The following is a 12460-nucleotide window of genomic DNA, read 5'->3' as shown; positions in this document are numbered from 1 at the left end:
CGGACAAAATCAAAAAATTCTGGAAAGAGCTTTTTACAGCGGCAGCATAATCTCCGTCACGAAAACGCCGGGCTCGTTCTGCCGGTTGATATATCCTTCGTACTTTTCCACAACAAGATTGATCCGTTTCAGCCCATGCCCGTGATTTCCGCGCTTCGTGGTGATATACTCGCTGTCCAGCTTCCGCACAGTATCCTTTGTTGCATTCGTAACGGAAATATACAGCTGGTTTTTCAGCACACCAATATAAAGCCGGATATAGGGATCCGCAAGGCCCTCGCATGCTTCCACCGCATTGTCAATCAGATTTCCGATCAGCGCGCAGAGATCAATATCACTCACCGTAAGATTGGCCGGGCAGGCTGCCTTGTAATCCACGCGGATGCCGTTCTTTTCGGCGAGTGAAATTTTGGAATTTAAAATCGCATCGAGATTCACATTCCCCGAGTCGCAGAGCTGGTTGACCTGATCGAGATCATTTTCGAGCAGCCCGAGATATTCCTGCAGCTTATCATACTGTCCCATCTCAACATATGCCTTCATTGACTGCAGATGATTGTGGTAATCATGACGCCAGCCGCGCATTGTCAGATAGATATTCTGCACTTCCTCGACCTGGCGGGCGAGAAGCTGGTTCTGGTATTCGATATTTTTGCGTTCCAGATAATGGGATAAAAATGGAATGTGCGCCATGAAACATCACCTCGGTTCGTTCGGAATTGGAAATTAAAAAATGCAAAACCTTTAAAACGCATTCGGCCGGTAAAACTGCAGGAACACCTGGTTGAGTGATGCATAGCATCCGCGGCTGACCGGAATTTTTGTTCCGTCCGACAAGAGACATTCCGTCCGCGTGATCCGCTCCACATGAGCGAGATTCACAAGATAACTCCGGTGTGCTGCCGCAAAACATTCTCCTGTCCCACCAGAAGCCTGCCATGCGGCGGAAAGCTCTTCGCGGAACTCCGACAGATTTTTCTTAAACGTTTCCGTGCCGGCGGCCGTATGCAGCGTCAGATAATGATTATCGGACTCCACAAAAAGCAGATCCGAGAGGAACAGCTTCTGCGTCTCCCCGCCAAGTGAAAGCAGCAGATGCGGCTTTTCCTGTCCGCGCATCGTCTGCAGTTCGTCGAGCAGCGGAAACAGTGTGTCTTCCGTCACCGGCTTTAAGAGATACCGGAACGCCTGCACCTCATACCCTTCGAAAACGTATTCTCTGTGGTTCGTCAGAAAGAGAATCGGCACCTCGCTGTCCGTCTCACGGATTTTCCGCGCCAGCGCCATGCCGTCCATTCCGCCGAGATCAATATCGAGAAAGATGAGATCGAACGGATACGAGTCAGGGTAGTGGAACAGAAAAGCAGCGGAGTCTGAAAAGGCTTCCACGGTAAGAGGAAGCCTTTTTCGCTCCGCAAAGGTGTGGAGCAGCAGTTCCATCCGGGAACGCTGCGCCGGTTCATCTTCGCAGTAAGCAATCCTCATGTTATTCACCCAAACATTTTTTGAAGAAGTTATCGTAAACGGTAATCATTTCCTCGGTCCAGAATGCTGCACCGCCGTGGTCTGCGCCGCGAAGAAGATACAGCTGTACATCTTTTCCGGCATCCTTTAATGCGTGGTAGAGATCGACACTCTGCTGGCAGAACACCATCGTGTCCTTGGTGCCGTGTGCGATCAGCATCGGCGGGAAATCCTCGTTCACGTATGTTTTGGAGCAGGCTGCCTTAGCCTCCTCAAGATGCTCGGTAATGTCATAGCCCATCAGCATGCCCTCCGGGCTGTCCGGTTTCTGATGGTTCAGCGTTATCGGATAGCCGTACGGCAGTGTCACATCAACAGCTCCGTACAGATCGATAATACCGCATACCTCGCAGCTTTCCTCATTGATCGGCTCGTCAAGTTTTCCGCTCTTTGCGGTCATGCCGGCAACGGAAGAAACCTGTCCGCCGGAAGAATCTCCCATTAGGAACATCTGCGATGGATTCAGCTTGTATTCCTCCGCATGCGCACGCAGAAAACGTACCGCATTTTTTGCGTCGATGATCTGCGCTGGGAAATGTGCGATTCCGCTGTGACGGTATTCGACGATTGCAACAACGTAGCCGCGCTGCGCCAGACGGGCGATCATGCCGACCTTCTGGTAGACATACTGTTTCATCCAGGCGGATCCCTGAATAAATGTGATGCACGGCCAGGTGCGCTCCGGGTGCGCCATCTGGAATGGTGTGAAAATTTCCAGATGAAGATTGTGCGCCTCGTCGTAGACAACTTCATGCGCATAGCGGATCTCCATTTCCTCTCCGGTCACCGGAATTTCCACGGCGCCGTCTACCGCGTCCGTGTAGTCCGGCATTGTCTCATACGTGTAGTTTGATGGTTCAATGATCATGTGTAAAAACCTCCTTTTTCTAAAACCCCTTTTTCGGTCCGAAACAGCAATCCACAGGATTTACAATTTCTTCGACTCCTCATATGATTTTAACTCGGAAAGCGCCTCACCTGCAAGTGGATACAGTGCAATAATGTTGAAAATTGTCATCAGCCCGATGCCGACATCACCAAGATCCCACACAAAAGTGTATGCGGCAATACCGCCGATAAACAGCATTACAAGTGCAAGAACCTTGTAAGCGGTCTGGAAACACCACTTGTCACCGAACAGGTAGGCAACGTTGCTTCTTGCATAGAACAAAATGCCGAGGAACGTGGAAAAGCTGAACAAAAACAGCGTAAGTGCGATAAAAATCACACCGAATTTTCCCAGATGATACTGCATGGCGGTCTGCAAGAGATCCATGCCGGAAAGGCCATTAATCAGATCCTTTGGTGCAAGCAGCATAATCATTGCGGTGCAGCTGCAGATGACGATTGTGTCAACAAAAACGCCGAGCGCCTGTACAAGGCCTGCTTTGGCCGGGCGGTCACATTCTGCGGCGGCAGCGGCGCATGGAGCGGAGCCGGAACCGGCTTCATTCGAAAACAGACCACGCTTTACACCGTTCATCAGAACAGCACCAAAACCGCCGGCTGCCATCTGACGAAGTCCGAAGGCTTCCTCAAAAATGCGTGCAAACACAGAAGAAATCTGACGGAGGTTGACTGCGATGATAAACAGTGTGATAAAGAAATAGCAGACTGCCATGACAGGAACTATAAAATCCAGCACCTTTACGGTTGCATTTTTCCGCAGTACGATGATTGCAGAAAGAATCACCAGCATGATACTGGTGTAAAGCGGCGGAATGGAAAATGCATTTTTAAAAGAAGAAGCCACGGAGTTGCTGATTACCTGACTGATACCGCACCAGCAGATCAGACCGGCAATGGCAAACAGAACAGCCGGCAGAACGTATCGTTTTTTCTTCTTGAGGTGGTCTTCAACCAGATCGTGAATGTAGTAGCAGGACCGCCGCGGTAGCCGCCGTACAGAGGATCTTCTTCTTTGTGAAGCTGTGCGAGCGTAGCTTCGATAAACGCGGTAGACGAGCCGATGATAGCCGTCACCCACATCCAGAACACAGCACCTGCGCCTCCGGCGGAGACTGCAGCGACAACGCCGACCAGATTTCCCATACCGACACGCGTTGCGGTGGAAACGATCAGTGTCTGAAAAGAAGAAAGGCTGCTTTTTTCATTTTTCTTTTCCGACAGGGCACGGATCATGTCCGGGAACAGACGGATAGGAAGAAAACGTGTCCGGATCGTAAAATAGATGCCGGTTGGGATCAGCAGAAGAATCAGAAGGGAGATTCCGAGACTGCCGCCGCCCGGGAGCGGAATCGTAAAAAGATCGCCCCAGAGAAAGTTGTAGACTGTGGTGATGAGATTGACAATCATGTTTTCAAAAACCCTCATTTCAAAATATTTGCGGCACTGTGAAACGTCAAAGCATAAAAGCACCGTTACCTGCTATTATATCGGTTTCTGTTTGGAATGTAAAGAAGGGAAGAGAAAAGATAAGAGGCAAATATCAGCTTTTTCCGAAACCAGAAAAAGTTGATATCTGCCTCTTAAAAATTTTTCAGTCGTATCAAAAGATCAGCCTGCGAGATGCAGCATCTCGATCAGGAACAGCCAGCTCAGGCCATAGAATGTAACGACAGCGACAAGGTCGTTGACCGTTGTGATCAGCGGGCCGGAAGCAACCGCCGGATCGATGTGGATCTTTTTAAAGAACAGCGGAATGCAGGTGCCGACGGCACTGGAAATCAGCATAGCCAGCAGCAGCGCGATACCGATGCAGGCGGAAACAGAAAATGCGAACATCATGGTCTTTCCTTTGAATAAGAAGATGAAAAGTCCGATGACAGCAAAGGACAGAACACCAAGCAGAAGACCATTGCAGAAACCGATGCGCATTTCCTTGAAAACAAGCTGTAATTTCTGTTTTCCGGTCAGGGACTCATCCATCAGGACACGGATGGTAACAGCCAGGGACTGGGTACCAACGTTTCCGGCCATGTCAAGGATCAGGGACTGGAAGGTCATGATGATCGGAAGGGTTGTGACAACCTGTTCGAAAATACCGACTACAGAAGAAACCAGCATGCCAAGACCGAGCAGGATGATCAGCCATGGAAGACGTTTTTTCATACTGTCTTTTAACGGCTCTTTTAAATCCTCCTCTGCGGTCAGACCTGCGAACATCGCGTAGTCCTCACCCATCTCATCATCAACCAGGTCGATGATGTTTGATGATGTGATGACACCGAGCAGGCGGTTGTCATTGTCGAGGACCGGAATAGAATCCTCGGAATAATCCTTCAGTTCTTCGATACACTCGTTGATCGGCTCCTCTGCATATACGTACGGGTAAGAAGTTACGGTCAGATCCTCGAGCGTCTCGTCGCGTCTTGCGATGATCAGGTTTTTCAGATCGATCGCTCCGTAAAATTTCTGCTGCGCATTGACAACAAAGATGGTAGAGATGTTGTCGTTCTTTGCGGCCTGATCGATCAGGCTGCTCATCGCCTGTTTGACATTCAGATCCTCGCGGATGATGATGCAGTTTGTCGTCATGCGGCTACCGATTTCATCTTCATCGAAGGAGGCGATCATCTCAATATCGTGGCGTACTTCCGGATCGAGCAGTTCGATCAGAAGTTTTTTCTTTGCTTTGTCGAGTTTCTGCAGAACCTCGGCCAGTGCATCGGTCTCCATTTTGGAGAGGATGGAAGCGGCTTTTTTGACATCCATCTCTTCGAGGTACTCGGCTACGTTGTCGGATTCAGCATACTCAAAAATATCGGACAGCATGTCCGTGTCCAGAATGCGGTACAGTTTGCATCGCTCCGGAACCGTTAAAAGCGGCAGAACATCTGCCAGGTCATTTTCGTGGTAATCTTCCAGGCGGCTGCCCATGACAGCCGGAGAAGAGTTACTGCGGATTGTATCCAGGATCTCCTGGGTATAATCCTGTACTCGTTTTTCCATTTTTTCGTTATCCTCCATTCTTTTTTTTGACAGCAGAAAAAAACATGCGTGCTGTCGGTGCGAAAAAGCATGTTGGAACCCTCACAGGGCAGTAAAAGCACACGAAAAAAGAACCAGAGAATTACGTTTCAAAACTGGTTTGGATCATGTGTCTTACTTCGGGTTTTCATAGGATAAGAAGGGAAAATATTTAAGATTAAAGCAGGACAGAAGGATGGCCGTCATCCTGCATATTTTCCGGTTCCCGTCCTATGCTGGTACTTCGCCCATGAGAATCACAACTATCCATTCTGTTCACCTGCCTTTTTTTAGAAATTTTTTGATCAAACAGCCGTTTTTGCCGGTCTGTTTCGCTTGAAATACGGGATTCAAAAATCATCCCTCAAGTATTCTAACTGCTTTCCAGAAAAAAATCAATTCCTATTTTGGTAAAATTTTCGCAACATTCTTATCTCGTTTCTGTTTCTCCTCGTAAAGCATTGCATCCGCATGCGCGAGCATCTCCGGAAGTGTGGAATCCATGTCTTTCGGAAGCAGATAAAAGCCGGTGGAAACGGTAATATTATATGCTTTTTCGTTCGTTCTATTAAAAATGTCGAATGCGGAGTGCAGCGTCCGGTACAGATCCCTGGACATTGTTTCGTCGGAACACGGAACAAGATATGCGAATTCATCGCCGCCGATGCGTCCGCAGACACCGCGTTTGCCGATGGAATCCTGCAGAAACTGTCCGACAAGGCGGATGGAGAAGTCCCTTTCTTCATGCCCGTATCGGTCGTTGATGATCTTTAAATTATTGAGATCCGCATAGACGGCAAGCAGGATGTGCTAAGAAAATAATTGCAATTGTCTAAAAAATGTTTGAGCTCTGAATTCACAGACAAAACTTTATAGAAACTTAAGATTTTCCTTTGCGGACCTAAAGATTCCTTTGGTACAGTAAGGATGAAAACAAAAGACATCTGGCAACTTGAGGGAATTTGCGGTACAATCATCTTTGAATCATGTGGGAGGTCCGGCGCGGAAAAAAAGTGCCGGAAAAGAAAAAATGAAAGGTGGAGAAAGAAGAAATGTACAACATTTTAGTATGTGATGATGATAGAGAGATTGTAGACGCCATTGAGATTTATCTGACCCAGGAGGGCTATCATGTGCTGAAAGCATATGACGGCATGCAGGCCATCCAGATGCTCGAGAGGGAGGAGATTCAGCTGCTGATTATCGACGTCATGATGCCGAAACTGGACGGCATCCGTGCGACGCTGAAAATCAGGGAAAAGAGCAGTATTCCGATCATTATTCTGTCCGCAAAATCAGAGGATGTGGACAAAATTCTGGGACTGAACATCGGCGCGGATGATTACGTGACGAAGCCGTTTAACCCGCTCGAGCTGGTGGCGAGGGTGAAATCTCAGCTGCGGCGCTACACGAAACTTGGAAATCTTCCGGCGGACGACGGAGAAAATGTGTATCAGGTCGGCGGGCTTCTCGTCAATGACGATTTAAAAGAAGTCAGCGTCGAGGGTGAACCAGTCAAACTGACCCCGATCGAATATAACATTCTCCTGCTGCTGGTAAAAAATCCAGGCAAGGTATTTTCGATTGAACAGATCTACGAGAGCATCTGGAACGAGGAGGCGATCGGTGCGGACAACACCGTTGCGGTCCACATTCGTCACATCCGTGAGAAAATCGAAATCAACCCGAAGGAGCCGCGCTATCTGAAAGTTGTATGGGGAATTGGGTATAAGATTGAGAAACAATAATAAGGAGTGAATAATTGTGAAAGAACGAAAACTCTACAGCCTGACGGGGAAGCTGATCGTTTTTCTTCTGCTGATCGTTTTTGCCGCCAGTGCGCTGTTCGGGGGCATTCAGACACTGATGCTTTCCAGCGTCGGCCTGACGCCGAATGCGGCAGCAAAAAAGTATGCGTTTGAAGAAACCACCGCATGCGGCACACTGGTGCAGCGGCAGCTTCATAACGTCATGAGCTACTATAATGATATGAGTAAATTCGGCACAAACGGTCGATACGACGGAACAAAAGAGATTGATTACCGTGCCTTTGCAACCGATGGAGAGGGAAGCGGCGGGATAAGTACAACGTACACCATTGACCAGCTTGTCAAGATGTACGATGACGGCAGCAGCGCAGACCTCAATGAGGTGGCAGCGTATACTGCGGACAATTATGCGACGAACGATGCCGGAATTGACAAAGAAGCCTATCTTGCATACGAAGATGGAACTGACGTGAGCCAGGAAACAGAAGAGACGGATGTAGCCGCACTCACCGAAGAAGTGAGCGCGGCAGATGCAGAGACGTTTGACAGCTTTTCCCCGGACGGCGAGGTCTACTTTCCTTCCGATAATGCAGTGAAAAGCCTGAAAGAGAAAAAAATTGATCCTGCTGATGTTTCCTCCCAGTTTTTGTATCTATACGATCAGGGAATGAGCCTGGAAACGCAGAAAACGAAAGCGGGAACGTACCTCTATGAGTACGCGGCGGCAAATCTGAAAAAGGTATCCATCCGCGATCTGTATATGACACTTTCCGGGGTCACGGAAGAAGTTGCTGCTTTTAAAAACCAGGAGAGCGGCATCAGCGTCGATGCGGACGATGCCAATCTCTGGTACTGTCTGGAGGATAAAGAAGGAAATATCTATACGAATGTGGATTCCTGGAAAAATGGTTACACAACAGCCATTGCGCAGAAATCGCCCTATCCGTTCGCCTTTGCTGTTGACCGGACCGGCGGTGCCGACAAAGTCCGTTCTTATGCAACAAGAAAAAACAGCCCGGCCGTGGAAGCAGCGAGAAGCTATCTACTGAACAATCAGATTGCAGATAATTATCAGAAGATCTTTGTTGCACTGGATCCGGATCTGGCAGCAAGCGACTATTTCTCCCAGTACAGTGAGATCTACAGCCAGTGGCTTCCGAAAATGCAGCTCCTTCTTCTGATGATTGCAGTTGGCGGAATCGGAACGCTGGTCTGCCTGGTCCTGTTCACACTGCAGGCAGGAAGAAATGGAAAAAACAAAGAAATCCGCCTTTACTTTTTCGATCAGTGGTACACGGAAATCGCAGCTGCAGCCGCCATCCTGATTGTGATGGGAGCAGTTGGAATCGTTGCTGTCTGCATCGAACTTTCCTACGGCGGCGTTCATTATATCCAGAATTTTGACGGAAACTACATCTACAGCGGATCCTATGGAAATGAAGCAGATACATGGCGAAGCCTGGTGGCCGCATCGGGCATCCTCGCCGGATTTCTGATCACACTGATTCCGTACTGCTCACTGGTGCGCCGGATCAAAGCACGCAACGTCTGGAAACAGTCGTTTTTGTACTGCGTCGGCCACCGGATCGTGTCTGCCGGAAGAACCTTCTATGAAGGCAGACAGGAGTCGGAGCGAACGATCCTTATGTTCTGCGTTTTCTGCGGCGTGCAGATCATTCTCTGCTGCGGCTTCGGAATGTTCGGCGTATTCCTTACCCTGGTGATGGATGCCGCAGTGCTGCTTCTTCTGCTGCGCGAGGCATCCGGAAGAAAACAGATTGAACATGGCTTAAAAGAGATTGCTGCGGGCGATCTGGATTACAAGATTGACCTGACGGAGCTGCAGGGGGAAGACAACCTTCAGCTTGCCGGAATTGTCAATTCGCTCGGAGAGGGAATGAAAGCGGCAGTGCAGGAGCAGATGAAGAGCGAGCGCTTAAAAGCGGATCTGATCACCAACGTATCCCACGATATCAAGACACCGCTTACTTCTATTATTAATTATGTCGATCTGCTGAAACGGGAAAATATTGAAAACGAGAAAGCGAAAGATTATATCCGCGTACTCGACGAAAAATCACAGCGCCTGAAACAGCTGACGGAGGACCTTGTCGAGGCATCGAAGATCAGCTCCGGAAATATTAAACTGGAATTCATGAACCTGAACCTGAATGAACTGGTACAGCAGGTGAACGGAGAATTTGCGGAGCGGTTCGAAGGCCGCAATCTCGACCTGATCTGTATTCTCCAGCCGGAACCGCTTCTGATCCGTGCGGACAGCCGCCGCATCTGGCGCGTGCTTGAGAACCTGTACGTAAATGTCTGCAAATATGCCATGCCGGGAACACGGGTTTATGTGGATGCCATCAAAAAAGACGGAAAGATTCAGCTCTCGATTAAGAACATTTCCGAGAACCCGCTGAACTTCCAGGCAGATGAACTGACGGAGCGTTTTATCCGCGGCGATGTCAGCCGGAGCACCGAGGGCAGCGGCCTGGGTCTTTCAATCGCAAAGAACCTAACGGTATTGCAGCATGGAAGCTTCAACATTTATCTGGACGGCGACCTGTTCAAGGTTACGATTACGTTTGATGAAGCTGTAAAGGAGAAAAAACCGATGCCTCCGATGATCGTACCGGAAGCGGTACAGGAGGAAGCACAGCAGGATGCCTGAGAAGTGTTGAAAAATAAAAGAGAATAGAAAACGACAACTCCCCGCCGGGAAACACGCAGCAGATGCGGTTCGCGGGGAGTTGTTTATGAAATGCAGTTTATTTATTCGTTTGTTTCGTCTGTTTCTGTCTGTTCAGCCGGGCTTGCAGATTCCTCTTCCGAAGCAGTTTCTGCAGCATCGGTAGTTTCAGCCGGAGCAGCGTCATCGGAACGTTCAGTCAGCGGGCTTGGTCTGTCCATTGCTTCGAGTGCCCGTAAGGATTCTTCTTCCGGTGTCAGAACCTCGTTTTCTTCCTCAGGCATATAGAATGGGAAGATTTTGTTTACGAAGAACCAGGAGCATCCAAGCGCTACCGTGGAAAAGCCCAGAAGGAACATCAGAAGAATCAGATAGCTGACAATCTTTGTCGTGGAGAATACATAGATCAGCAGCGGACAGAGATTGACGAGCAGGATCATGATGGTCCACGGCAGGTGGCGGATTGCCATCAGGATGGAGTTCTTGATCGTGTTTTTTACAGTATTGTCAAAGCGGCTCAGTACCGGAAATACATAGGAAAGTACCATGGCCTCGAAAAAGATCAGTACCAGGAAAACAAAACGCAGGTAGGTGATGGTACCCGGCATTCTCATGACCAGCAGAAGATCAAGAATCAGAACAATCAGAACCGCCAGCAGGATGAGCCAGATGGCAGTTGCCTGCTTGAAGTTTTCGCGGAAGGATTTCCAGTAGGTACGGAAGATATACGTCTCCTCATTTTTGATCATCTTCAGCGTGACGTAGTACATTGCTGTGAAATTGGCGCCGATTGTCACAATCGGGATACACATAATAAGGAAAATAATGTTCAGCATCATCAGGTCGAAGACACGGCCCATAATCTGCGAGAACTTACTGTCCAGGCTGAAAAAACTCATAATTTGTTCCTCTTTTCTGTTGAATTAAGTGTGCCGCCGATTAACGTTCCGGCTGGCAGACATCATAGAAAAGTATAGCGAATTTTTCAGAAAAATGCAATGAAGAGAATATAAACTTTTCGTTTCGTCATTTTGTATAAGAGTGAACATTTTGTTTGTGCAAAGTGGACAGAAGAGAACGGTTCGAGAAAATCCGAAAGCAGAATTGCCAATCTGCCGGAGGAAAGTTTGTGTAATTGTGGCATGGTCGAATGCGGGTAGAAAAGGTATACTAATCCCATAAGCAAGAGAGATGCAAATGCAAAACTCATAATAAAACGCATGATGTTCATTTAGGGAGGATTCAAAAATGGCAAGTTTATCTTTACAGCACATTACAAAAAGATATCCGAACGGTTTTGAAGCAGTAAAAGACTTCAACCTGGAAATCGCTGACAAAGAGTTTATCATCTTCGTAGGACCATCTGGATGTGGTAAATCTACAACACTTCGTATGATCGCAGGTCTTGAGGAGATCTCCGATGGTACTCTGAAAATTGACGATAAAGTAGTAAACGATGTAGAGCCGAAAGACCGTGATATCGCAATGGTATTCCAGAACTACGCTCTGTATCCACACATGACCGTATATGATAACATGGCATTCGGTCTGAAACTGAGAAAAGTTCCGAAAGATCAGATCGACAAACAGGTTAAAGAAGCAGCTAAAATCCTTGACCTGGAGAAACTGCTTGACCGTAAACCGAAAGCTCTTTCCGGTGGTCAGAGACAGCGTGTTGCTATGGGACGTGCAATCGTACGTGATCCTAAAGTATTCCTTATGGACGAGCCTCTGTCAAACCTGGATGCAAAACTTCGTGTACAGATGCGTACCGAGATTTCCAAACTGCATGAGAGACTGGGCGCTACCATCATCTACGTAACACATGACCAGACCGAGGCTATGACACTTGGTACCAGAATCGTTGTTATGAAAGACGGAGTTGTTCAGCAGGTAGATACCCCGCAGAACCTGTACAACGCACCGGGCAACCTGTTCGTTGCAGGATTCATCGGATCTCCGCAGATGAACTTCCTGGATGCAAAAGTAAAAGTTAACGGAAACGACGTTACTCTTACTGTTGGTAAATACAACATGAAACTGCCGGCTTCCAAAGCAAAAGCTGTTATCGACGGCGGATATGACGGAAAGACCGTTGTTATGGGTATCCGTCCTGAGAACGTACATGATTCTCAGATGTTCATCGAAACTTCCAAAGACAGCGTAGTTGAGTGCAAGATCAACGTATACGAGCTGTTAGGTGCAGAAGTTTACCTGTACTTCGATTGCGAAGGCTTCCCAATGACAGCCCGCGTAGATCCTCGTACAACTGCAAGAAGCGGTGATACCGTTAAATTTGCTCTGGATATGGAGAAAGTTCATCTGTTCGACAAAGAGACAGAGATCACCATTACCAACTAATCCATATGAACATCAGCGCGTATGCGCAAACATAGAGAAAAGGATCGGCATCCGTTCGGATGCCGGTCCTTTTTGCATATGCACCGCCCTCCTTTTGCGAAGCAAAAAATAGTTGCCAATGAGAAAAAAATAAGCTATAGTTATAGATAAGACGCACCCTGGAGTAAAATACGCCAGGAGAAAG

9 protein-coding genes and 1 pseudogene are annotated in these 12460 nt (G+C 48.1%); 3 read left to right on the top strand and 7 right to left on the bottom strand.

Going from position 1 to position 12460, the window contains the following annotated elements; genetic code table 11:
• Positions 1-33: 33 nt before the first annotated feature.
• The 6 genes and pseudogenes from DXA93_RS15880 to DXA93_RS15855 all read right to left on the bottom strand — a co-directional run bounded on the left by DXA93_RS15880 (position 34) and on the right by DXA93_RS15855 (position 6258).
• Positions 34-693, bottom strand: a complete 660-nt coding sequence (locus DXA93_RS15880) for a sensor histidine kinase (protein ID WP_055219159.1) — start codon at positions 691-693, stop codon at positions 34-36.
• Between the two features lie 51 nt (positions 694-744).
• Positions 745-1485: a LytR/AlgR family response regulator transcription factor gene (locus tag DXA93_RS15875; RefSeq protein WP_118601527.1), complete on the bottom strand. Its 741-nt coding sequence runs from the start codon at positions 1483-1485 to the stop codon at positions 745-747.
• 1 nt (position 1486) lies between these two features.
• Positions 1487-2392, bottom strand: a complete 906-nt coding sequence (locus tag DXA93_RS15870) for an alpha/beta hydrolase (protein ID WP_118601528.1) — start codon at positions 2390-2392, stop codon at positions 1487-1489.
• Between the two features lie 60 nt (positions 2393-2452).
• Positions 2453-3840: pseudogene (locus DXA93_RS20755) on the bottom strand (alanine/glycine:cation symporter family protein).
• Between the two features lie 201 nt (positions 3841-4041).
• The gene (mgtE, locus tag DXA93_RS15860) at positions 4042-5436 is read right to left on the bottom strand and encodes a magnesium transporter (RefSeq protein WP_022461398.1); all 1395 of its coding nucleotides are present in this window, start codon (positions 5434-5436) and stop codon (positions 4042-4044) included.
• Positions 5437-5856: 420 nt separating this feature from the next.
• A complete protein-coding gene (locus tag DXA93_RS15855; RefSeq protein WP_179973075.1) occupies positions 5857-6258 on the bottom strand; it encodes a GGDEF domain-containing protein in 402 nt (133 codons plus the stop codon).
• Between the two features lie 248 nt (positions 6259-6506).
• On the opposite strand from DXA93_RS15855, the gene DXA93_RS15850 reads away from it, so the two are divergent.
• Positions 6507-7202 carry a response regulator transcription factor gene (locus tag DXA93_RS15850; RefSeq protein WP_022461396.1) on the top strand — a complete coding sequence of 232 codons (696 nt, stop codon included), beginning with the start codon at positions 6507-6509 and terminating at the stop codon, positions 7200-7202.
• Positions 7203-7218: 16 nt separating this feature from the next.
• Positions 7219-9897 (top strand): sensor histidine kinase, encoded by a 2679-nt coding sequence (locus DXA93_RS15845; RefSeq protein ID WP_117509947.1) that lies wholly within the window; start codon positions 7219-7221, stop codon positions 9895-9897.
• Between the two features lie 101 nt (positions 9898-9998).
• Here DXA93_RS15845 and DXA93_RS15840 read toward each other — a convergent pair whose 3' ends face one another.
• Positions 9999-10814 (bottom strand): YesL family protein, encoded by an 816-nt coding sequence (locus tag DXA93_RS15840; RefSeq protein WP_070100805.1) that lies wholly within the window; start codon positions 10812-10814, stop codon positions 9999-10001.
• A gap of 349 nt (positions 10815-11163) precedes the next feature.
• Here DXA93_RS15840 and DXA93_RS15835 point away from each other — a divergent pair, with 349 nt between their 5' ends.
• Positions 11164-12276, top strand: coding sequence for an ABC transporter ATP-binding protein (locus DXA93_RS15835; RefSeq protein ID WP_055219170.1), 1113 nt, complete (start codon positions 11164-11166; stop codon positions 12274-12276).
• Positions 12277-12460: the final 184 nt, after the last annotated feature.

This window comes from Blautia sp. OF09-25XD (genome assembly GCF_003482095.1).
Taxonomy (GTDB): domain Bacteria; phylum Bacillota; class Clostridia; order Lachnospirales; family Lachnospiraceae; genus Fusicatenibacter; species Fusicatenibacter saccharivorans.
Note: the sequence above shows the minus strand (reverse complement) of the source record. Positions and strands in the feature narration are given on the sequence as shown.